This window comes from Oceanihabitans sediminis, assembly GCF_003337215.1.
In the GTDB taxonomy this organism is placed as follows: Bacteria; Bacteroidota; Bacteroidia; order Flavobacteriales; family Flavobacteriaceae; genus Oceanihabitans; species Oceanihabitans sediminis.
The window spans coordinates 412910-436849 of the sequence record NZ_QPIG01000001.1; the positions used below are offsets into that span (position 1 = coordinate 412910).

Here is a 23940-nt window from a genome sequence, read left to right on the forward strand (position 1 = left end):
AAAACTAAGAAATACCCAAAACTCTTTTACTGAAACAAATCGGAAGACAAATATCTATCTCCACGATCGCAGATAATACTCACAATAATTCCACTTTCTAAAGTGCTTGCCAATCTTAGTGCCGCAGCTGTTGCTCCACCACTACTCATACCCGCAAATATTCCTTCTTCTTTTGCTAAGCGCCTTGTCATTTCTACTGCTTCCTCACGACTCACCTCAAGAGTGCTATCTACTTTATCTGCATTAAATATTTTTGGTAAATAAGCCTTTGGCCATTTACGAATCCCCGGAATATTAGAATCGTCGGTTGGCTGTACACCAACAATTTGTATGTTTTTATTTTGTTCTTTCAAGTAAGTGGAGGTACCCATAATAGTACCCGTAGTTCCCATAGAAGACACAAAATGTGTGATTTCGCCTTCTGTATCACGCCATATTTCTGGCCCCGTAGTATTATAATGTGCTTTCCAATTATTATCATTCGCAAATTGGTTAAACGAGTAATAGTTTTCATTTTCTACTTTAGCAATAGCATAATCTCGTGCTCCCTCAATTCCATCTGGATGAAGCGTTACCTTTGCCCCATAAGCCTCCATCGTTTGTACTCGCTCTTTGGTTGCAGTTTCAGGCATCACCAATTCTAGATCTAATTTAAATATACCTGCTATCATTGCTAAAGCAATACCTGTGTTTCCGCTTGTAGCTTCAATTAATTTTGAAGAAGAATTGATTTCTCCTTTGTCTAAAGCATCTTTAATCATAAAATAAGCTGCTCTATCCTTAACGCTACCACCAGGATTATTCCCTTCTAGTTTAAAATACAAACTCACATTTGGGTTGGTATTTAATACGCGGGATTTTACTAGTGGTGTATTTCCTATTTGATCTAATATACTTGTGTTCTTCATTTTTTTTCTGTTTTGCTAATTACTTCCACGGTTGGCGTATGTAAAACAATAGAATTTTTATCTACAGAGGCCGTAAGCCAAGTACTTCCTCCTATAATGCTATTTTCACCAATAATAGTATCGCCTCCAAGAATAGAAGCATTGGCATATATCACTACATTTTTCTCTATAGTAGGATGACGTTTTACATTTTTCAGTTGTTTTTTAACCTTAAGCGCACCAAGAGTTACCCCTTGATAAATCTTAACATTCTCGTGTATTTCCGCTGTTTCACCAATTACAACTCCGGTTCCATGATCTATAAAAAATGACTCCCCTATTTGCGCACCTGGGTGAATATCAATACCCGTAAGTTGGTGGGCATACTCCGTCATAAGTCGCGGTATTAAAGGTAAATTTAGCTTATAAAACTCACGCGCCATTCTGTAAATAGCAATCGCATAAAATCCAGGGTATGCTAAATATACTTCTTCAATAGAAGCTGCCGCTGGGTCATTTTCGTAGATAGTAGCCGCATCCTTTTTTAAACTTGAAAACAAATACGGAATACTCAAACAAAAGTCCCCCCATCTTTTACAGGGTTTATCGGCAATATGCGGACAAGCTAAATCACGAATAACAATAAACAAAGATTCTAATTCTTCTATTGCTTTTTCGGTATCTGTGGTACGATCAAATAAAGCTCTAAAAAGTAACTGGGTAAAACGCTGTGACTCTAATTTCAAGGTCATCGAGACATTAATTTCTTCCTTTTGTTTATTTATTGCACTTATCAACTTAGAGTGATCCATAAAATTTTATTAGAGTTTCATAGGAACAATATAATGGATTTAATTTTAGATATTAATTGGTTTATCAGCTTTAGATTATACAAAAACAAGATGCACGATATTATTCCTAAGGTCAAAGATAAAACTTACACATATTAAAATCACTAAAGATTTTCTTAATCTATTCGTAAAATAATTTATTGTACTTAGCATTTAAGCTCAAAAAAATATAAGATTTCCCAAAACACGGAGTTTAAAATTATAAGTAATTTTGCTCTCTCCTACCACAAACAGAATTAGCAAACAAGAATTAGGACTACAATCCCTTTTATTGTATATTTCTCTACTTCTACATGGTAGTAAAAAAATTTCTTTTATCGTTTTAATATAGAAGATTTAGATTTCTATCTTATAAAATATCGATTTCATTTATGAACAAAAAACATACATACTATTCTGTTTTAGATTTAGCCTTAGTTTCTGAAGGACATAGTCTGAAACAAACTTTTAATAACACCCTTGAATTAGCGCAAAACGCCGAAAACTTTGGCTACACAAGATACTGGTTGGCAGAACATCATAATTCGCCAAATATTGGAAGTAGTGCAACTTCGGTTTTAATAGGTTATGTTGCCCAAGGAACAAAAACCATTAGAGTGGGTTCTGGCGGTGTAATGCTACCCAACCATTCCCCTTTAATTATTGCCGAACAATTTGGAACACTTGGCTCCTTATATCCAAACCGAATTGACTTAGGTTTAGGGAGAGCACCTGGAACCGATAGAGAAACAGCACAAGCAATTCGATCCGACTTCATGCAAGCTGCTCATTCTTTTCCTAATGAAATAGAAAAAATTGAAAGATATTTTTCTAAAGAAAATGCGAATGCTAAAGTCCGTGCTACAGTTGCAGAAGGTGTTGACGTTCCTCTTTATATCTTAGGCTCTAGCACAGATAGCGCACATTTAGCAGCAAAAAAAGGATTGCCTTATGCTTTTGCTAGTCACTTTGCCACAAGACATTTATGGGAAGCTATAGAAATTTACCGTAAAGAGTTTCAGCCTTCAAAAGTTTTAGAAAAACCTTACGTGATGGCTGGTGTTAATATTATTGTTGCCGATACAGATGAAGAAGCACAGCGTTTATTCACCTCTTTAATCCGTATGATTGTTGGTATTCTTACTGGAAAACGGGATTTTGTACAGCCTCCAACAGAAATGAACGAAGAATTCAAAGAGATCATACAACACCCACAAATAAATCAGATGCTGAAGTATTCCTTTATAGGAAGCAAGGCAAGCGTGAAATCCCAGATTGCAGAATTTATAGAAAAATCTAAAGTAGATGAACTTATTGCTGTCACAAATATTTATGACATAAAAGACAAGATTAGATCTTATGAATTGTTTTCTGAAATTATGAAGGAGCTAAACTAAAACCGAAACTCCCTAACAAAACAAAACCCTATTAAAACATTTGTTTCAATAGGGTTTATTATTTCTAATTAACTCGTCAAAGAGCTAATAGTAAACTATTCTTTTTTAGCAGAACGGTTAAATTTGTAAGTAATACCAACGTTTAATCCGAAAGAAGAATATGGTACTTTTTGAGATAATTTTTTAGAAGAATCTGTATTCGATTGGTCTAACTCATCTACATAAGTTGTTTCCTTGTTATATCCTTCAGGTAAGTTGTCAAGAGAATAAAAGCTTTGAACAGCTACTGTACCATCAGGAAGAACGATATCTGTATTAAATTCTGATAATTCAGAATCTTTTCTCTTTAAGCTAATCCCGTAGTATTCTGCTTCCACAAAAAGGCTAAAGTTAGAGCCTAAGTCATACTCATATCCTAAAGCTCCTGTAAAACCTAAAGGGAATTTTCCGTGGAAATCTTCTTTATAATTAGTTTGAGAATAAGATCCATCAGGAAGACCAAATGCTTGAGCTACTGTTGTTCCTTGAGGGTTAGAAGCATTAGGCTCCTCAACATAATAATTTTTATCAGAAACTACCGCTTCTGTTTTACCCCCTACTTTAATTAATGCTCCAAAACGACCATATATGTTATTAGTGAATTTATATACTGCAGAAAGAGATCCTCCAAAAGCTCGTGCTCTAGCAATTGCATCTGTCTCTCTATAACCAGGAACATAAACATCTGCAATCGTTTGATCTGTACCTTGTAAGTAACCTACTCCAAGATCAATACCAAAAGTTTCATTTAAGAAATAAGTTCCTCTTACTTGAAAGTTTACACCTTCACCATAACTACCGTATTCGTTTTCTACACTTGTACTAGTTACAGTTTCTCCTAATTTCATTTCAGCACTTCCAATTGCATATCCTGATCCTACTGAAACTTGTAGTTGTGAATAAGACACTGTACTAACAATAAATGCTGCTAATAATACACCTAATTTTTTCATAATTTTTTTGTTTGTTTTTAATATATAAAAAAGGTTGAAATCATGGGCTACGAAACCCATAAAATCAACGACCGACAAATATAGTTTTTTTAAGGAAAGGAGCTAAATATTCAGATAAAATCTTCTAACATAGAGTTAATCAAGTGCTAATTTCATTGAATTTCATTTGAATAAAAGGCATAAAAAAAAGCCGAAAATATTTCATTAAGAAACACTTACAGCTTGTTTATTTGTACTCAAGGTGGGAATGAACCACCCTTTATTTAGATAGTTTACTAAACCCTCTAAAAACAACCCCAACACCCTTATTTTATTACTACTCAAAGGTTTTATTTATAATATTACAAATACATTTAAGTAAGGATAAATTAGAACAAATACGCAAAATGTGGGGAATATGTGGGGAAAGTATTTAACTTTAATTATATTTGAGTGTTCAACAATGTAATGTATTATGGCAACTATTAAATTTATATTAAAAGGAAACAACAACCCTAGCACAATTTATTTAAGGTTTAAACATGGGAGAAAATATGATTTTAGCAAATCAACATCACTACTTATAAACCCTAAATATTGGAACAACCAAAAAGGAGCCGTAAAACAAATTTCAGAATTTGCAGACAAAAAGAATTTACAAAACGATCTTAACAACCTTAAGACTTTAATCTTAAACAGCTTTAACGATCATTACTCTAAAGGTGGAATAATAAATTCAGATTGGTTAAACCATACAATTAAACAATACTTCAACCAAGACAGCAAAACAGATTTAAACTATTTGTTAGACTACGCAAAACACTACAAAGAGAATTCAAAATCTAAAGTTTTAAATACTGGTATTACTGGCGTTACTAATAACACTCTAAAACGATATGTTACCATAATTAACAAACTCACATCTTTTGAAAGTCACAAAAAGAAACGATACACTTTTGAAATGATTGATTTAAAGTTTTACAAAGACTTTAAAAACTATCTACTTAACACCGAGAAACTAAATTTAAACACTACTGGCCGTTACATTAATTACATTAAGACACTTTGTATTGATGCAAAAAAATACGGCATTAAAATAAACCCGATAGTTTTAAACGGGGAATTTAGAGCAACAAAAGAAAAAGTTAGTTTTATAACACTTAACGAAACCGAAATAGAAAATATCTACAAACACGACTTTAAAGAGAAACCATATTTAAACAACGCTAGAAACTGGTTAATTATCGGCGTTTGGACTGGCGCCAGAGTTAGCGACTTATTAAATTTCACTAAAGAGAATATACATAATGGGTTTATTGAATACACGGCAAAAAAAACAAATCAAAAAATAATCTTACCACTACACCCACAAGTTAAAGAGATACTAGATAACAACAACGGCGAGTTCCCTCGAAAAATAACAAATCAAAGGTTTAACGATTATATTAAAAAAGTATGTGAATTGGCTAAAATAAACGAGGTCGTTAAAGGCGCTAAACAAACTAAACTAAAAAAAGGCGTTTGGCGTAAAGTAAAAGGAGAATACAACAAATACGAACTTGTTACCTCTCATATATGTAGGAGATCATTTGCAACAAATCATTACGGCCAACTTCCAACCCCTGTACTAATGGCCGTTACTGGACACCAAACCGAAAAAATGTTTTTAAACTATATTGGTAAAACTGCAAAGGATAGCGCAAACGTATTAAATAACTTTTGGCAAGTTCAAGAACAAAAGAAACAACAGAAAACAAAACTAAAAATCGTTAAAACAGAAACAGCATGAAAAATCATTTAGACATAACAACGCCGATAGGTTTTTATAATACCTATTTTGAATTATTACCCTTATACAAAACAAGAAAAGAGGCATTTAACTATTTAAACGAACAAGTTAAAAACATAACTAGTAAACAACCTTATAAAAATTATAAGGAATTTAGAAACAAAATAGCGGGCTAATAAAAAAACATTGTTCAAATGGATAAACAAACACTAAAAACAAGTTCCTACAAATTAACAGACTACCTAAAAGAAATAAACGAAAACCCCGAACGCATAAACAAATGTAGCACTGCATTAAAAAAAGACTTATTAATACATATCGAAAACGAAAGTTTTAGATTACTTAATAAGATTAACTCTTTATTAATTACTGCAACAGATTACCCATACCCTAAAGAGTATTTACCAAACAAAGAATTTGATTACTGGGCAAATACAATAAGAGTAGGTTTTTTTAATTATAATGACTATTTAAGACTAGAAAAACATATTTCAGAAAACATACAAATCGTAAAAAAGAAAAAACCTTTTCAAGAGTTTTTCTACAAAAACGGCCTTGAGGCATTTGATTACCTTGACGAAAACTTTACAGATAAAGACAAGTTCCCAACAGCTAAATACACTCTTTTATATATTTTTCTTAACGAACAGAAATTAATCAAAACAACCGCACAAGGTTATTTAATGTTCGTGAAACAATACAAAGAAATTAAACCAAAGTTTAGCCGATTGAATTTCGAACATAAACACGACAAAAGATACAAGAAATTCGAACGGGAATTAACTGAACTTTACAACCTATTTTCAAAAACTCAATAAGATTGAATTAAATTGATATAAAGTTGAATTAACGACTTCTAATATTTGCCATAACATTATTAATCAAAACATTATAAGTTATGGAAACAATTCAGTTTTTAAGTACAACGCCAACAGCACTAGCAAACCTAATTGATGAAAAAATTAAGGCACAATTAGACGAACTAAAACAAAACTTCCAACCTAAAGAGCCAGACGAGTTTTTAACAAGAAACGAAACGGCCGACCTTTTAAAAATTAGTCTTACTGCATTACATGACTGGGTAAACAAAGGTATTTTAAAACCCTACAAAATGGGGAATAAAACCTATTTCAGTCGTAAAGAAGTAATAGAAACATTGTATAACTCAAACAAGTAATACAATGAATACGGGCAACATACAATTCAAAAGAGCCACTTATTTACAGACTGGCACAAATCAAAAGAGAACAACAATAGACTACGAAACGAAGTTCAATAACGATCCTTTGTTTTCTAAAACTATAAGGCTAGAACTTGACAACGGGTTCCACGATAGGAGCCGTTATTTTGATTACTGGCTATATTTCAAATATGACAAATGGTATAATAGTGCAAAAACTGGACTGGCCAATACTAACATTAAAAATGTTTTCGAGGGAAACATAACAAGAGAATTAAACCTAACCACTAAAAACCATAAAGGCCGAAACTTTGAAACCCCTCAACATTTAGTAATTATACAAAGTACTAACATTTGTAAGAGCTTAACGATTGATATTTTTAAAGACTTTTATATATGCAAAAAAGAAATACTCAAACACTTTATAGTTGATCACATTAAGAAACATAACATAATAAAAAAAGAGCCGTTAGACAGCTCTTTAATTTGTTCAAATGTTCGTAATAACGGGCAACGCTAATACAAAGTAAATGTAATGAATTTCACACCTAAATACAACGCTCTAGGCCTCAAAAATTATCTAGACAATAACCCAACCTCTAAATTAGATTTTATTGACGCAATTCTACTTAACGAAATTCACTCACTAATTGAGAATTGGCAAAACATAAATACAATTGAGATTAATAATGAAACTTACTATAATATATCTTATGACAAATTACGATCACAATTACCTCATTTAAATTACGGCATAAAAAAGAACAACCAAAAAGTTAAAAGGCCTAATAGTGGTATTGCTGAAAGGTTAACAACTGGTTTGTTAAAAGAAAAACTAATAAGTAAACATATAAATAAAGAGGCGGGAAATATCGTTTACTTTAAGTTAACACCTATCGGAAATAAACTGGCAACCTATCGGAAACAAACCGACAACCCTATCGGGAATAAACCGACAACCCTATCCGAAACAAAACAGCATAATAAGTATATAAATAATAAGAATATTAAATATAAGAGAGAGGGCTCTCACTTTGATTTTTTAAACTCTAATAATAAAGAGATTAAAGAGATTAAAAACAAATACAAGTTAACTAGCGAACAATGGAGTTTGTGTATTGAAAAATTTAAACTCAAACCAAAGAACAACGGAACTATTGAAAGTTTTAAGAGTTTTGTTATTAGCTGGGTAGCAAACACAAACTCAACCCAAAGAGAACAACAACAGCAACCTATTGAAAATGGTTGGGGGCATTTACCTTTAAAATAACATAAAGGCGAATACTTTTATAAGATTTTACCACAAAAATAAAGGGGTATGGGTAAACATCTATAAGGTCTTAACCTAGTGTACATCGCCTGTTAGTCGGAATTTTACTCACTTGAAAATACTACATAGGGGGGTATAGTATTGAATAACAGTATATTAAGTCATTATTTAAGGAGTTAAAACAACTAACCATAAATAATGATTTTCTGTTTTTGGTATTTATGCAACATTAAAAGAAACTGGTTCTATTAAGTTCTATACAATTAAGGTTTTTTTGAATTGTGGGGAATATGTGGGGAAAATAAAAACGTACTATCCAAATATTAACCATGAATAGTACGTTTTAAGAAATTCAAAGTACTCAAGGTGGGGCTCGAACCCACACTCCTAAGAATCGGATTTTGAATCCGACGCGTCTACCAATTCCGCCACTTGAGCATTAAAGTGCTGCAAAAATAATTTATTTTTCCAACAAACTATGAAAAAGAGCACTTAAATCCTTTATAGAACAAAAAAAAACTCTAAATTTGCACCTCATTAAAAAATAGGCAGTTTAAACCGCTACAAAACAATAGGTTAATCATGTTAAACACCATTACCGAAGCTAAGATTTTTTCTTGCATGCAAAGTAAAGTACTTGCACAAAAAATTGCTGACGCTTATGGAACACAACTAGGAAATGTAATCACATCTACTTATAGTGATGGTGAGTTTCAACCATCTTATGAAGAATCTATTCGTGGAGCACGTGTGTTTATTATAGGATCAACAAATCCTGGCCCTGAAAATTTAATGGAAATGTTGTTAATGATTGATGCTGCAAAACGTGCATCGGCAAGACATATAACAGCAGTTATGCCTTATTTCGGTTGGGCAAGACAAGACAGAAAAGACAAACCTAGAGTTCCTATTGCAGCTAAATTGGTTGCAAAAATGCTGGAAGCAGCTGGAGCTACTAGAATAATTACTATGGATTTGCACGCAGATCAAATACAAGGATTTTTTGAAAAACCTGTAGATCACCTGTTTGCATCCACCATATTTTTACCATATTTAAAAAGTTTAAACCTACCTAACTTAACAATTGCTTCACCAGATATGGGTGGTTCTAAAAGAGCTTACGCATATTCTAAGGCTTTAGAAAGTGATGTTGTTATTTGTTATAAGCAACGTGCTAAAGCAAATGTGATTTCACACATGGAACTTATTGGTGATGTTACAGGGAAGAATGTAGTTTTAGTAGATGATATGGTAGACACAGCTGGCACTTTAACAAAGGCAGCAGATTTAATGATGGAAAGAGGTGCTCTTAGCGTTCGTGCAATTTGCACACACCCTATTTTATCTGGTGGTGCTTACGAGAAAATTAAGAACTCTAAGCTTGAAGAATTAATAGTTACAGACTCTATTCCTCTTCAACAAGAAAGCCCTAAAATTAGAGTATTAAGTGCTGCTAATTTATTTGCCGAGGTGATGCAAAATGTACACCACAACAAATCTATTAGCTCAAAATTTTTAATGTAGTCTGTTTTTCTTCTAACCGAAGAGCTACAGATACTTGAAAGAAGATTTAAAATTAATAATTAAATATAAATAAAAATGAAATCAATTACAATCAACGGATCTCAAAGAGAAAGCGTGGGCAAGAAAGCAACAAAAGCCTTACGTAATGCTGGTCAGGTTCCTTGCGTATTATACGGAGGAGACAAACCAGTGCATTTCTCTGCACCTGAATTAGCCTTCTCTAAACTAGTATACACGCCAAATGCGCATACAGTTGTGATTGAGCTTGCTGACGGGTCTACGTTTAATGCAGTTTTACAAGACATTCAATTTCACCCTGTAACAGACAGAATTCTACACGTAGATTTCTACCAGTTATTTGATGATAAAGAAATCGCATTATTCGTTCCTGTAAACTTAGTAGGTAATTCTCGTGGAGTTAAAAATGGTGGTGTTTTAAGAAAAAACAACAGAAAACTTCGTGTTAAAGCTTTACCAGCTAACTTACCAGACTTTATCGAAATCGACATTACTCCATTAAAAATTGGAGATAAGGTTTCTGTAAGAGACTTAAATCAAGAAAAATATACTTTATTACATTCTGACAACACAGTTGTTTGTCAAATCAAAACTTCAAGAACTGCGGTTGTTGATATTGATGAGGATGAAGAAGAAGGTGCTGAAGAAGCAGCTGAAGCTACTCAAGAATAAATTTCTTTATTTTAAAACATTAAAGCATTCTGTCTCGATACTATCGGGAAACAGAATGCTTTTTTTATTTTTACAAAAAACGAAAACCTTCTATGTGTACATTTCTAAAACACTTTTTCAAACAAAAAGAAACACTACATAAAATAGAAGAAATAGATACTATGAAAAAATATCTTATTGTTGGACTTGGAAATATTGGTGATAAATACACTAACACTAGACACAATATTGGCTTTAAAATATTAGACCATTTTGCGAAAAAAGAAGATCTTACTTTTGAAACGCAAAAACTTGGCGAAATTACTAGCTATAGATTTAAAGGAAGAACTTTCATTTTCTTGAAACCAAGTACCTATATGAATTTAAGTGGAAAAGCAATTCTGTACTGGTTAACCAAAGAAAAAATTCCACTAGAAAACTTACTAGTAATTACAGACGATTTGAATTTACCTTTCGGGAGCATTCGTTTAAAAACGAAAGGAAGCGATGGTGGTCATAACGGACTTAAAGACACACAAGAAAAGCTAAACACTACAAAGTACAACAGATTCCGTTTTGGAATTAGCGATGCTTTTAGCAAAGGAAGTCAGGTAGATTACGTTTTAGGAGAATGGACAGAGGAAGAAAATGCTAAACTTCCTGAAAGATTAGATAAAGCTACAGAACTTATAAAATCTTTTGGTACAGCTGGTGTAAACAATACTATGAATACTTTTAACGGGAAATAAAACTCCTAAGTTTCTGTGATATTTCTACTTCATTTGAAATAAACATAAAGAGCATTCTATAAAGATTGTCTAGAAAATAAATTATAGATTTTTTGTTACTTAAATAGTATAGCAAAATCGTACTTTTGTTATTCCATTTTATAAAGCAACAAAAACCTATTTTAATCATATATTGTTATTATTGCTTTAATTTAGATAGCTTTATTCTTTTGTATGTTGAAAATTAAAAACTTTAATAATTCTCTTTGCAAAAACTCTGTTGCAACAATTGGTACTTTTGATGGGGTTCATATCGGACATCAAAAAATAATCGAAAGACTAGTTAATACTGCCAAAAAAGACGGTTTAAAATCGGTTGTTTTAACCTTTTTCCCACATCCAAGAATGGTCTTACAAAAAGACGCTAACATCAAGCTTATTAACACCATCGATGAGCGTTCTGAAATACTAAAAAACCTAGGTCTAGACAGTTTATTCATCAAAACATTTACCCAGGAGTTTTCCCGTCTTACTGCCGAAGAATTTGTAGTAAACATTCTAGTTAACCAACTGCATATAAAAAAAATAATCATTGGTTACGACCATCATTTTGGAAGAAATAGAGCGGCAAATATTGACGACCTAAAGAAATTTGGAGAATTATATAATTTTGAAGTAGAAGAAATTTCAGCACAAGACATTAACGATGTTTCTGTAAGTTCTACAAAAATTAGAGCTGCCTTAGATGCAGGAGATATACTAACAGCAAATTCCTTTTTAGGTTATAACTTCATGTTAAAAGGTACTGTTGTAAAAGGAAAAGGCTTAGGAGGAACCTTAGGTTTTCCAACGGCAAATATTCAAGTAGATGAAGATTATAAACTGATACCAAAACAAGGTGTTTATATAGTTAGTGCTACACACAAAGAGCAAAAGCTATTCGGTATGATGAATATTGGCACTACTCCAACTGTTAGTAATAAAAGCAAAGAAACAATAGAAGTTCATTTCTTTGATTTCAACCAGGATATTTATGGAGAAGAAGTATCTATAGAATTTTTAACTAGAATAAGAGACGAACAAAAATTTGATTCGGTTGAAGAATTGAAAAACCAAATCAACCAAGATAAAATTGAAGCCTTAGAGTTCTTGAAACAACATCATGCTAAATAACTTTCTATTTAAACATATAGACAATAGTGCTCTAATTGTATTTAGAATCCTTTTTGGCTTATTATGTTTTTTAGAATCCGTTGGGGCTATTTTCACAGGCTGGGTTAGCAGAGCTTTTGTAGACCCAAAATTCACTTTCACTTTTATTGGTTTTGGATGGTTACAACCGCTTCCGGGAAACGGCATGTATATTTACTATTTGGTCATGGGGATATTTGGCTTCCTGATCATGATTGGATATAAATACCGATTAAGCAGCATTGCTTTTGCACTTATGTGGACAGCCACTTATTTAATGCAAAAAGCATCTTACAACAACCATTATTACTTATTGGTTTTACTAAGCTTTATCATGATATTTCTACCTGCAAATAAATATCATTCGGTCGATGCTAAAATTAATCCCGAAATAAAAAGTAATTCTATGCCGCAATGGTGTGCTTGGGTGTTTATTTTACAAATGTTTATTGTTTACACCTACGGTTCTATTGCTAAAATATATCCAGATTGGCTAGATACAACTACCATGAAGATTTTCATGCAAGGAAAAAGAGACCTTCCTATTATTGGTGAGTTTCTTCAGCAAAACTGGATACATTACTTTCTAGCCTATGGAGGTATTCTTTACGATGGCCTAGTAGTTATTCTTCTGCTTTACAAACCAACTAGAAAACTTGCTTTCTTCGGTTCTATTTTCTTTCATTTATTTAATTCTGCAGTGTTTCAGGTTGGAATTTTCCCATACTTAGCATTAGCTTTCAGTCTTTTCTTTTTTCCGCCTAAAACCATTAAAAATATCTTCTTTAAGAAAAAGGAGTTTTACGATAAAGACGAAATTATTGTTCCTAATTACAACAAAGCACTTATTACATTTTTTTCTATTTATTTTATCATACAGATTGCATTACCAATCCGTCACCACTTTATAAAAGACAATGTACTTTGGACAGAAGAAGGACATAGATTGTCTTGGCGCATGATGCTTAGAGCAAAATCTGGATTCATTACTTTTAAAATTAATGACAAGGGAAATAGTCAACAAGAAATCATAAAATTGGATGATTACCTAACGCAAAAACAAGTAAGATTGGTTAGCACCCACCCAGATGCCATGTGGCAATTTGCCCAGCGCCTCAAAGAAGAATACGCCGAAAAAGGAAGAGATATTGAAGTATATATACACAGCAGCATAAGCATAAACGGAAGAAAACACCAAGACTATATTGATTCTGAAATAGACATTGCATCCGTTTCATGGAGCGCTTTTAAACATAGCGATTGGATTTTACCTTCAAAACTAGATTAAAAGCGGCTGCAATCTAAACTATTTCTTATTTTTGCACATTCCACTGAAATTTATCAGCTTAAAAACACAAAACATGTTACAGGTACCATTTATTAGAGAGAACAAATATTTAGTAATTAAGAGTTTAGAAAAACGTAATTTCGATGCTTCAAAAATTATTGATGAAGTAATTACTCTTGATGAAGAGAGAAAACAAATTCAAACAACATTAGATAATACCCTTGCAGAATCTAATGCGATCTCCAAAGAAATTGGTATCCTTTTTAAATCTGGTGAAGCGGAAAAAGCAAATGTTTTAAAAACTAAAACCTCAGCTTTAAAAGAAACTTCTAAAGAGTTAAACGAAAAGCTAAACAGTACTTTAGAAACTTTACAGGACTTATTATATAAAATTCCAAACGTACCACATCCTTCTGTACCTGCAGGAAATTCAGAAGAGGACAACGAGGAAGTTTACAAAGAGGGAGACGTTCCTACATTACACAGCAAAGCTTTACCACACTGGGAGCTTGCAAAGAAATATGATATCATCGACTTTGAGCTAGGTAATAAAATTACTGGAGCAGGATTTCCTGTTTACAAAGGAAAAGGTGCTAGACTACAACGTGCATTAATCACTTATTTCTTAGATAAAAACACCGAAGCAGGTTATACAGAATACCAACTTCCACACTTAGTAAATGAAGCCTCAGGTTTTGGAACAGGGCAACTACCAGACAAAGAAGGACAAATGTATCATGTTACAGAAGATAATTTATACCTAATCCCTACAGCAGAAGTTCCTGGAACAAATATTTTTAGAGATGTTTTACTTAACGAGGCAGATCTTCCTATAGGCATTACAGGTTATACTCCGTGCTTTAGAAGAGAAGCCGGAAGCTACGGTGCACACGTTAGAGGACTAAACAGACTACACCAATTTGATAAAGTAGAGATCTTACGAGTAGAACACCCTGAGCGTTCTTATGTTGCTTTAGACGAAATGGTAGAACACATTAAATCTATCTTAAAAGAATTAAAATTACCATACAGAATTTTAAGACTTTGTGGTGGAGATTTAGGTTTTACATCTGCGTTAACCTATGATTTTGAATTATTCTCTACTGCTCAAGATAGATGGTTAGAAATCTCAAGTGTTTCAAACTTTGAAACTTTTCAAGCAAACAGATTAAAACTACGTTTTAAAAATAGCGAAGGTAAAAATGAACTTGCCCATACTTTAAACGGAAGCTCTTTAGCTTTACCAAGAGTTTTAGCAGGAATCCTTGAAAATTACCAAACAGAAGAAGGAATTGTAATACCTGATGTATTAGTTCCTTATACAGGATTCAAAATCATTAACTAATTATAGATATTTCACAGAAAAACCTACAATATTTTTAATATTTTACAAGTAAAGCGCTAAAAGTTCGTGCCATTCGTCGAATTTTTAGCGTTTTTTATGGTTTTTTGATTTTTTTTTATGATGTTTATAAAACCAAACTCTAAAAACCTATTTATGAATGAAGAATATCCTTCGTGTTTTTCTTCTAGTTATTTTGATTTTTGTTGCTATTAAAGTTTTATTCTAGGGTTTTGGTTGATTATTCCTATGAATAATTCTGCAATAGCGGCGAATTATTAAGGATATTTGAAAAAAGTCCCAGTCTAGTTTTTGAATCATGTTAAATTGACATCGATTAATAGCACAATAATTTAGATTGGTAAATGCCTGAAATAATATTTCAGGCATTTTTTTATATTCTTATTCACAACATCTACAACTTACATTTCTTATATTTACCCAAAGTAGTTTTAAAAAATGCGGTTTTTATTTATAATCTTTTTTGTTTTTTGTTTTCAAGCAATAGCACAAGACCAAGATGTTATTGTGGCAAAAGAGTATTTTAAAAATGGAGAGTTTGAAAAAGCGCAAATTCTATATAAAAAGCTTATCCAAAAAGATCCTTATAACTATAACTACCTTACCCAATTAGTTAAAACACACCAACAGTTAGAACAATTAGATAAGGCTCAAGAGCTACTAGAACTACAAATTTCAAGAAGAAACTATCCTGCGCTATTTGTAGAGTTAGGTTATAACTTCCAACTTCAAAATAACCTAGAAGAAGCAAATAGCAACTACAACAAAGCTATAGAAACTATTAATTCCAATGTTTCGTATGCATATTCCGTTGGTCGTTCGTTTGAAGATCACTCCCTTTTAGAACAAGCCATAGCAACCTATGAGAAAGCAATGGAGCTAAAACCAGACTTCAACTTCAACATACAATTAGCTAGAATATATGGAGAACAAGGAAATGTAGAAAAGATGTTTTCTAGCTATATAAACTTCATTCAAAGCAATGAAAAGTATATTCCTACTATAAAAAATTCCTTCAGTGAGTTTGTTAGTGAAGACAAAAACAACCCAAATAACAAAATCCTGAATAAGATTCTATTAAAGAAAATTCAAGAAACACCAGACTTACTTTTCAATGATTTATTGAGTTGGTTGTACATGCAACAAAAAGAATATTATAAGGCATTTCTTCAGGAAAAAGCCATATTCAAAAGAAACCCAGAAAGTTTATACCGAATAGAAAGTGTTGCATTGGTAGCTGCAAGCGATAAGCAAGACGATATTGCTAAAGAAATATTTGAGTATATCATAGAAATTGCTTCAGATCCAGGTATCACCCTAAAGGCACATAGTAATATTCTTCAGATAGAAATTAAAAACGCACAAGAGAAAGATTATCCAGATTTAAACAAGAAATACCTAAACCTATTAGAAACCTACGGAAGGTTCCCTGGCACAATAGACCTACAAGTGGATTACGCGCACTTTTTAGCCTTTAACTTAAGAGATACAGAGCAAGCGAGCAATGTTTTAAAAGAAAGCTTAAAACTAAACCTATCAAGTCACCAAGAAGCCAAGGTGAAATTAGAATTAGGAGACATTTTAGTTTTACAAGAAAAATTTAACGAAGCATTAATTTACTATACCCAAATTCAAAGAAATCTAAAAAACAGCACCATATCGCAAACAGCTCGTTTTAAAGTAGCAAAAACTAGTTATTATAAGGGCGATTTTAAATGGGCAGAGTCGCAACTAAATATATTAAAAACTTCCACTTCGCAACTCATAGCAAATGATGCTTTAGACTTGAAACTACTAATTTCAGATAATAAATTCGAAGATTCCACACAAACAGCATTAAAACTATATGCTAAAGCCGATTTGTTAGAATTTCAAAATAAAACTAAAGAAGCCATAATAGTTTTAGATAAGATTTTACAAGCACACAAAACCGAAACTATTGTAGATCAAGCGCTTTTTAAACAAGCATACCTTTTTGAAAGAAAAAAACTTTATGAAAAGGCCGAAGAAAATTACAAACAAATAATCGCTAATTATAAAGAAGAAATATTAGCAGACGATGCGCTTTTCTACCTAGCTAACTTATATAAAGACATCCTAGACCAGCCCGAAAAGGCAAAGGAGCTATATGAGGAAATTCTTTTCAATCACCAAGACAGTATTTATTTTATAGAAGCTAGAAAAAACTACAGAATGCTTCGCGGAGACGCCATTAACTAAAGTAAAATTCCCACATTATTCAGCAAAAAAAGACAAAACGCTTTGATGCTGCACTAGAACTTCTGTTATTTGTAGTATCTTTTTAAATTAGAAACGTAGCAGGATGATAATATACAACGTAACCGTTAATATAGACGAGAGTATTCATGACGATTGGATGCTTTGGATAAAAGAACATATTCCGCAAGTACTAGGAACTGGTAATTTCACAGAAGCCAAACTTACAAGAGTTTTAGTTGAAGAAGAAATGGGCGGACTCACCTACTCTATTCAATACCGAGCAAAATCTCGTGAGCATCTAGATAAATATTATAGAGAAGATGCCGAAAGACTAAGAGCAGATGGATCTTTGAAGTTTGCAGATAAAATGTTAGCTTTTAGAACAGAATTAGAAATAGTAGACGAATTTTCTGTAACTTTCAAATAATTCTATCCTAACAGGTCGAAGTATAATTACATATAAAAATAAATCGTGAATTCGTGGGCAATCAACACCAAGTAAAAGCAAAAAAACATTTAGGACAGCATTTTTTAAACGATGAATCTATCGCAAAAAGAATTGCAGACACCCTAAGCCTTAAAAACTATAAAACCGTTTTAGAGATTGGCCCAGGAACCGGAGTTTTAACCAAGTATTTGCTAAAAAAAGATATTACAACCCATGTCATTGAAATTGACACAGAATCTGTAGAATACTTAAAAAACAACTACTTAAATTTAGCTTCTAGAATTATAGAAAAAGACTTTTTAAAGTACGATTTAAACGAAGTTTTTAAAGGCGAACCATTTGCCATTATAGGAAACTTCCCTTATAATATTTCTACTCAAATCGTTTTTAAAACCTTAGAAATGCGCGATCAAATTCCGGAGTTTTCTGGAATGTTTCAAAAGGAAGTCGCAGAGCGTATCTGCTCTAAAGAAGGTTCTAAAGTTTACGGAATTCTTTCAGTATTAGCACAAGCATTTTATGATGCCGAATATTTATTTACTGTACCTCCAGAAGTTTTTAATCCGCCACCAAAAGTAGAATCTGGGGTCCTTCGACTTACAAGAAAAGAAAACTACACTTTACCGTGTAACGACAAGTTACTTTTTAAAGTAGTAAAAGCAGCTTTTCAACAAAGAAGAAAAACGCTTCGAAACAGCTTAAAAATCTTTAATTTATCCGATAATCTAAGAGAAGATGTTATCTTTGGCAAACGCCCAGAACAATTAAGTGTGCAACAGTTTATAGAACTTACACAGCTAATTGAAAATGATATTAACGAATAAAATCTTTGTCGTTTCGATAGAGTGAAAAGATTAATAAATCTCATGTCTGAAGAAAACGAAAACATACAATTTGAACTTACCGACGAACTTATAAAACAAGTTGAAGACCTTATCGCTATTCAAGATGATAAGGAACTACAACGATTGCTTAATGAGTTTCACTATGCGGATATTGCAGAAATTCTAGATGAAGTAAATCTAGAAGAAGCCATGTATGTTATCAAACTTCTAGATTCCGAAACCACTTCAGAGGTTTTAATGGAGCTAGACGAGGACAATCGTGAGAAAGTTCTTAAAAATCTTTCCAACAAAGAGATTGCAGATGAGATTCAAGAGCTAGACACCGATGATGCGGCAGATATTATTGCCGAACTTCCTGAAGAACGTCAAGCAGAAGTAATCTCGCAAATTGCAGACGAAGAGCACAAAGCAGAAATCACCGAACTTTTAGCATACGACGAGGACACCGCCGGTGGACTTATGGCTAAAGAGTTGGTGAAAGTTTATGAAACATGGACGGTTGCCGGATGTTTACGTCGCATAAGAGCACAAGCAAAAGATGTAAGAAGGGTGCACTCCATTTATGTGGTTAACAAACAAAATAAATTGGTTGGTCGCCTTTCATTAAAAGATTTAATTGTTGCCAAAAGCGAACAAAAAATCGCAGACATCTACATCACTAGTGTAGATTATGTAAAAGTAGATGAAGATGCAGTAGAAGTTGCTAGAGTGATGCAAAAGTATGACTTGGAAGCTATTCCAGTTGTAGATGAAAATATGGTACTTCTTGGCCGCATTACCATTGATGATATCGTAGATGTAATTAGAGACGAGGCCGATAAAGATTACCAATTAGCAGCCGGTATTTCACGAGATGTAGAAGCAGATGATAGCATTTGGAAACTAACTCTCGCGCGCCTACCATGGTTACTAATCGGGATGTTTGGAGGTTTAGGAGCCGCTAGTATTATTGAATATTTCAATGAAAGCATGGGAGCATTCATTGTTCTTTTAAGCTTTGTTCCACTTATACAAGCAACCGCAGGAAACGTTGGAGTACAATCTTCGGCAATTATCGTACAAGGATTAGCAAACGACAGCATAGATGGCAACATCTTAAAACAACTCTTAAAAGAATTTCTTTTAGGCCTAGTAAACGGTTTCGCCATTGCCCTTATAGGATTATTAATCACTCATTTTGTTTTTGGCACACCATATATCGTATCCATCACCATAGCAATTGCACTAATTACCGTAATTGTAATGGCCGCATTAATAGGTACATTTATTCCAATATTTTTAAACAAAAGAGGCATAGATCCAGCAGTTGCAACAGGTCCCTTTATCACAACAAGCAATGATGTTTTTGGGATACTAACCTACTTTCTAATTGCAAAAATTATACTAGGGTTTTAATATTTAGAGCGTTTACTACTTCGCTTTTCAAGCTTATTACCAGATTCAGCTTCCGTACTTCGCTTCGTAGTACCGCGCTTTCACTACTCGCTTTTTTATTTCAGATAAAAAGAGCTCAAACATACCGTTCAATCGCTAACGCAGAACTAAAAATAAACTTTATTCTTTCTAAGAAAACAATTGAGAAGTAAAAAGTTTGTATTTTTACTTAACAAACTAAATCCTTCCCTTCACCAAGGGAGTTTCTTATGAAAATACTTCACCTAGATACCAATCATGCCCTTTTAATAAATCAATTACATAATTTAGGACATATAAACGAGGAGGATTATAACTCCTCTAAAACAGAAATTGAAGCCAAAATTGCAAAGTACGATGGCATTGTAATTAGAAGTAGGTTTACCATAGACAAAAGCTTTATAGATGCGGCTAGCAATCTAAAATTTATAGCTCGTGTTGGGGCTGGTTTAGAAAATATAGACTGCGATTATGCAGCTTCTAAAAACATTCATTTAATTTCTGCTCCAGAAGGAAATAGAAACGCAGTTGGCGAACATAGTTTAGCCATGCTACTTTCCCTTTTTAACAAACTAAATAAAGCCGATAAAGAAGTAAGAGCAGGCAAATGGCTTCGCGAAGAAAATCGCGGAGTGGAATTAGATGGAAAAACCGTTGGACTTATAGGCTACGGCAATATGGGTAAAGCCTTTGCTAGAAAACTTCAGGGTTTTGAAGTAGATGTTTTATGCTATGATATTAAAGAAAATGTTGGCGATAAAAATGCAGAGCAAGTTCCCTTAGAAATCTTATTTCAAGAAGCAGATGTATTAAGCCTACACACGCCCGAAACCTTATTAACTAGAAATATGATTAATAAAGAATTCATCAATAATTTCGTAAAACCTTTTTGGCTTATCAATACAGCACGAGGCAAAAGTGTTGTTACAGCAGATTTGGTTTCTGCATTAAAATCTGGTAAAATTTTAGGCGCAGGACTAGATGTTTTAGAATATGAAAAATCTTCCTTTGAAAGTTTATTTACTTCAGAAATACCAGAGGCTTTTCAATATCTAATTCAATCTGAAAACGTAATACTTTCCCCGCATGTAGCTGGCTGGACCAAAGAAAGTAAAGAAAAACTAGCACAAACCATCGTAGATAAAATCCAAACCTTTACAGAATAAAAACAAAATCTTAATTCAACCTTACAATAAATGAAAATAATACTTAAAAATATTTCCGCTGTAATCCTTGGATGGGTTGTAGGTAGCTTTATAAACATGTCCCTTGTTCAAGTAGGAAACAGTGTTTATCCAATAAAAGGTATAGATCCAAACGACATGCAGGCTTTAGCCGAAATTATGCCAACATTAGATACGCAACATTTTATATTTCCTTTTTTAGCGCATGCTTTAGGAACATTAGTAGGTGCTATGGTCGCTTATGTTATAGCACATAATCATAAAATGAAATTCGCTTTAAGCATAGGAGGTTTCTTTTTACTAGGAGGAATTGCCGTTAACTATATGCTAACGGGTCCTGCTTGGTTTACAGTTTTAGATATTGTTGCTGCTTATATACCAATGGCTTGGGTTGGCGGAAATTTGATGGGTAGATTATTAAAAAAAGAAACAAAGTAAATCAATAAAAAATCATGCAATACGAAGCAAGTTCTGCAGAAGACTATATAAATCAGATTCCAGAAGAAAGACAAGAGGTTTTTAAAAAACTTAGAAACACCATAAAAGAAAACCTTCCTAAAGACTTAGAAGAAGGTATTCAATTTGGTATGATAGGCTATTACGTACCCCATTCGGTATATCCTGATGGTTACCATTGTAACCCCAAAATCCCACTACCTTTTATGAGTTTGGCTTCCCAAAAAAATTCTATAAATCTTTACCATAGTGGTATTTATGCAAAAAAAGAAATTCAGGATTGGTTTGTAGCAGAATACCCTAAGCACTGCAAGAGAAAACTTGATATGGGAAAAAGCTGTATTCGATTTAAAAAGTTTGAAGAAATTCCATTTGATTTAATTGCGGAATTATGCCGCAAAATCACCACTCAAGAATGGATTGATATTTACGAAGCACAAATAAAAAAATAGTCATTTATTTTAAGGAAACACAAGCTATGAAAAAAAGAGTTACAGGAATTGGAGGGTTATTCTTTAAAACCAAAAACCCTAAAGAAACTAAAGAATGGTACAAAAAACACTTAGGTTTTAACACCGACGATTACGGTTGCACTTTTTGGTGGAAAGATAAAGATGGAAATGATTGCTCTACACAGTGGAGCCCATTTGCGGAAGACACAAAATATTATGAACCTTCGAAAAAAGATTTTATGTTTAATTATCGTGTAGAAAACTTACACGAATTAATTGCAGCATTAAAAGAAGAAGGTGTTACTGTTGTTGGAGAAATAGAAGAATACGAATATGGGAAATTTGGTTGGATTCTTGACAACGATGGAAACAAAATAGAACTTTGGGAGCCGGTGGACAAAGCTTTTCAATAAGCCAGCTTACTTCTAAAAGGAATTTACCTATTTCTATAATCAGATATAGATTTAATTCATTAAATTAGTAGTCAATACTTTAATAAACAAATAATTATGTCGGATAATAAAAAATTTAGTGATGACTTAGATGATATGCTAGGTGACGCAAAAGAAGGAGCTAAAAAAGCAGCAGACAAAGCTGGCGACTTTGCAGAAGGCGCTAAAGAAAAGGCAAAAGAATTTGCAAATGAGTTTTCGGAAGACGCTAAAAAAGTATTAGCTGACGGCAAAAACGTTGCTATCATCGCGCACATCACCCCTATTGGTTGGATCATAGCTTTAGTAATGAATAGTGGAGAAAAGAAAAATGAATATGCCTCATTCTATATCAGACAAGTGCTTGGCTTAGGTATTTTATCCTTACTCTCTAGCTTAATCCCTGGAATTGGATGGGCAATCTCAATAATATTTACCGTTTTATGGATATTGAGTTTAATTGGAGCATTAAGTGACGAAAAGAAACCTACACCAATTCTTGGGGAAAAATTCCAAGAATGGTTTAAATCTCTTTAAAATAAATAAAGCCAAAACAATTGTTTTGGCTTTATTATTATATTTATTATCGTAATATTACAATAACAAACTTATGAAACTCTATTTTTAAAACTATGGGAAGCACAAAACTAAACATTCACGTCGCAGACATTAATCACCTAGCCAAGGTTGCCAAAGTGATTAGTCATCCCGCAAGAATTGCTATTATTAAATATATAAGCACAAGTGAAACCCCATGTAATTGCAACGATATTGTAAAAGAAATTGGCTTAGCCCAACCTACTATCTCACAACATTTAAGCGAAATAAAGAAAATAGGATTGTTTGATCAGTCGGCAACAGGAAAAAGCTTAAACTACTCTATTAACATCGATAAGCTAAATGAATATAGAAGATTGATTAATGACTTCTTTGTTAAAACTCAGGTAAATTGCAATAAATAATAACCCCTTGAAAAAACACAAAAACACCTTAGTTCTCTGCACCTGAAATTCTTGCAGAAGTCAAATAGCAGATACTTATTTAAACACATTTACTAAAAACTATAATGTAAGCCTATATAGCGCTAGAATTGAAACACATGGACTAAATCCTAGAGCTGTTGCAATACTTAAGAAGACGGGTTAGACATTTCTAAGCACACTTCCAACCACGTAGACGAATACAAAGACATAGACTTTAATTTCATCCTTACAGTATGTGATCATGCAAATGAAAACGGTCCGTATATCCCAAGTAAAAAAGCTAAAAGGCTATATCATAATTTCTTTGATCCTTCAGAAGTTATTAGAACCGAAGAAGAAAAACATGCTGCTTTTTTTAAAAGCTAGAAATGAAATAAAAGATTATTGTATTGGTTTTATTGAAGAGTATTTAAACGAAAAT

At 32.8% G+C, this 23940-nt stretch carries 25 protein-coding genes and 1 tRNA gene; 22 read left to right on the forward strand and 4 right to left on the reverse strand.

Annotated elements, in window-relative coordinates; genetic code table 11:
- Positions 1–26: 26 nt before the first annotated feature.
- Positions 27–908 carry a cysteine synthase CysM gene (gene cysM / locus DU428_RS01770; protein ID WP_113965662.1) on the reverse strand — a complete coding sequence of 294 codons (882 nt, stop codon included), beginning with the start codon at positions 906–908 and terminating at the stop codon, positions 27–29.
- On the reverse strand, positions 905–1639 hold the full coding sequence (gene epsC, locus DU428_RS01775) for a serine O-acetyltransferase EpsC (protein ID WP_243633434.1): 735 nt from the start codon (positions 1637–1639) through the stop codon (positions 905–907). Before epsC ends, cysM begins: the two co-directional genes overlap by 4 nt.
- Before the next feature lie 470 nt (positions 1640–2109).
- Between epsC and DU428_RS01780 the strand changes: the two genes are divergently transcribed.
- Positions 2110–3114 carry an LLM class flavin-dependent oxidoreductase gene (locus DU428_RS01780; RefSeq protein WP_113965664.1) on the forward strand — a complete coding sequence of 335 codons (1005 nt, stop codon included), beginning with the start codon at positions 2110–2112 and terminating at the stop codon, positions 3112–3114.
- Positions 3115–3209: 95 nt separating this feature from the next.
- Here DU428_RS01780 and DU428_RS01785 read toward each other — a convergent pair whose 3' ends face one another.
- Complete coding sequence (locus tag DU428_RS01785) at positions 3210–4106, reverse strand: outer membrane beta-barrel protein (protein WP_072348901.1); 897 nt, start codon at positions 4104–4106, stop codon at positions 3210–3212.
- A gap of 454 nt (positions 4107–4560) precedes the next feature.
- Here DU428_RS01785 and DU428_RS01790 point away from each other — a divergent pair, with 454 nt between their 5' ends.
- From DU428_RS01790 to DU428_RS01815, 5 genes are all read left to right on the forward strand, one after another.
- Positions 4561–5874 carry a phage integrase SAM-like domain-containing protein gene (locus tag DU428_RS01790; protein ID WP_113965665.1) on the forward strand — a complete coding sequence of 438 codons (1314 nt, stop codon included), beginning with the start codon at positions 4561–4563 and terminating at the stop codon, positions 5872–5874.
- On the forward strand, positions 5871–6050 hold the full coding sequence (locus DU428_RS01795) for a hypothetical protein (protein ID WP_113965666.1): 180 nt from the start codon (positions 5871–5873) through the stop codon (positions 6048–6050). The genes DU428_RS01790 and DU428_RS01795 overlap by 4 nt, the downstream gene beginning before the upstream one ends.
- Before the next feature lie 18 nt (positions 6051–6068).
- A complete protein-coding gene (locus DU428_RS01800; protein ID WP_113965667.1) occupies positions 6069–6692 on the forward strand; it encodes a hypothetical protein in 624 nt (207 codons plus the stop codon).
- Positions 6693–6772: 80 nt separating this feature from the next.
- Complete coding sequence (locus DU428_RS01805) at positions 6773–7051, forward strand: helix-turn-helix domain-containing protein (protein ID WP_113965668.1); 279 nt, start codon at positions 6773–6775, stop codon at positions 7049–7051.
- Positions 7052–7589: 538 nt separating this feature from the next.
- The gene (locus DU428_RS01815) at positions 7590–8324 is read left to right on the forward strand and encodes a hypothetical protein (protein WP_113965670.1); all 735 of its coding nucleotides are present in this window, start codon (positions 7590–7592) and stop codon (positions 8322–8324) included.
- Between the two features lie 358 nt (positions 8325–8682).
- On the opposite strand, the gene DU428_RS01820 is transcribed toward DU428_RS01815, so the two are convergent.
- A tRNA-Leu gene (locus DU428_RS01820) sits at positions 8683–8762 on the reverse strand.
- 144 nt (positions 8763–8906) lie between these two features.
- Here DU428_RS01820 and DU428_RS01825 point away from each other — a divergent pair.
- The 16 genes from DU428_RS01825 (at position 8907) to DU428_RS01900 (ending at position 23498) form a co-directional block, all read left to right on the forward strand.
- Positions 8907–9848 (forward strand): ribose-phosphate pyrophosphokinase, encoded by a 942-nt coding sequence (locus tag DU428_RS01825; protein ID WP_072348190.1) that lies wholly within the window; start codon positions 8907–8909, stop codon positions 9846–9848.
- Between the two features lie 75 nt (positions 9849–9923).
- Complete coding sequence (locus tag DU428_RS01830; RefSeq protein ID WP_072348188.1) at positions 9924–10538, forward strand: 50S ribosomal protein L25/general stress protein Ctc; 615 nt, start codon at positions 9924–9926, stop codon at positions 10536–10538.
- A 92-nt stretch (positions 10539–10630) separates the two neighbouring features.
- The gene (pth, locus tag DU428_RS01835; RefSeq protein ID WP_072348186.1) at positions 10631–11266 is read left to right on the forward strand and encodes an aminoacyl-tRNA hydrolase; all 636 of its coding nucleotides are present in this window, start codon (positions 10631–10633) and stop codon (positions 11264–11266) included.
- Between the two features lie 213 nt (positions 11267–11479).
- Positions 11480–12418: a bifunctional riboflavin kinase/FAD synthetase gene (locus DU428_RS01840; protein WP_113965671.1), complete on the forward strand. Its 939-nt coding sequence runs from the start codon at positions 11480–11482 to the stop codon at positions 12416–12418.
- Positions 12408–13724, forward strand: coding sequence for an HTTM domain-containing protein (locus DU428_RS01845; protein ID WP_072348183.1), 1317 nt, complete (start codon positions 12408–12410; stop codon positions 13722–13724). Before DU428_RS01840 ends, DU428_RS01845 begins: the two co-directional genes overlap by 11 nt.
- A gap of 73 nt (positions 13725–13797) precedes the next feature.
- Positions 13798–15069: a serine--tRNA ligase gene (gene serS, locus DU428_RS01850; RefSeq protein WP_113965672.1), complete on the forward strand. Its 1272-nt coding sequence runs from the start codon at positions 13798–13800 to the stop codon at positions 15067–15069.
- A gap of 456 nt (positions 15070–15525) precedes the next feature.
- Complete coding sequence (locus DU428_RS01855; RefSeq protein ID WP_113965673.1) at positions 15526–17307, forward strand: tetratricopeptide repeat protein; 1782 nt, start codon at positions 15526–15528, stop codon at positions 17305–17307.
- A gap of 103 nt (positions 17308–17410) precedes the next feature.
- Positions 17411–17734, forward strand: coding sequence for a DUF4286 family protein (locus DU428_RS01860; protein WP_072348177.1), 324 nt, complete (start codon positions 17411–17413; stop codon positions 17732–17734).
- Positions 17735–17787: 53 nt separating this feature from the next.
- Entirely contained in the window at positions 17788–18579 is a 792-nt protein-coding gene (gene rsmA, locus DU428_RS01865) for a 16S rRNA (adenine(1518)-N(6)/adenine(1519)-N(6))-dimethyltransferase RsmA (protein WP_072348175.1), read from the forward strand.
- Positions 18580–18621: 42 nt separating this feature from the next.
- Positions 18622–19995, forward strand: coding sequence for a magnesium transporter (mgtE, locus tag DU428_RS01870; protein WP_072348173.1), 1374 nt, complete (start codon positions 18622–18624; stop codon positions 19993–19995).
- A gap of 248 nt (positions 19996–20243) precedes the next feature.
- Positions 20244–21179 (forward strand): 2-hydroxyacid dehydrogenase, encoded by a 936-nt coding sequence (locus tag DU428_RS01875; protein ID WP_072348171.1) that lies wholly within the window; start codon positions 20244–20246, stop codon positions 21177–21179.
- A gap of 30 nt (positions 21180–21209) precedes the next feature.
- Positions 21210–21635, forward strand: coding sequence for a hypothetical protein (locus DU428_RS01880; RefSeq protein ID WP_113965674.1), 426 nt, complete (start codon positions 21210–21212; stop codon positions 21633–21635).
- A gap of 14 nt (positions 21636–21649) precedes the next feature.
- Positions 21650–22105 carry a DUF1801 domain-containing protein gene (locus DU428_RS01885; protein WP_113965675.1) on the forward strand — a complete coding sequence of 152 codons (456 nt, stop codon included), beginning with the start codon at positions 21650–21652 and terminating at the stop codon, positions 22103–22105.
- Between the two features lie 26 nt (positions 22106–22131).
- On the forward strand, positions 22132–22518 hold the full coding sequence (locus DU428_RS01890; protein ID WP_072348166.1) for a VOC family protein: 387 nt from the start codon (positions 22132–22134) through the stop codon (positions 22516–22518).
- 96 nt (positions 22519–22614) lie between these two features.
- Positions 22615–23073 carry a YtxH domain-containing protein gene (locus DU428_RS01895; RefSeq protein ID WP_083584963.1) on the forward strand — a complete coding sequence of 153 codons (459 nt, stop codon included), beginning with the start codon at positions 22615–22617 and terminating at the stop codon, positions 23071–23073.
- Between the two features lie 95 nt (positions 23074–23168).
- Positions 23169–23498: an ArsR/SmtB family transcription factor gene (locus DU428_RS01900; protein ID WP_072348163.1), complete on the forward strand. Its 330-nt coding sequence runs from the start codon at positions 23169–23171 to the stop codon at positions 23496–23498.
- The last annotated feature ends 442 nt before the right edge of the window (positions 23499–23940 follow it).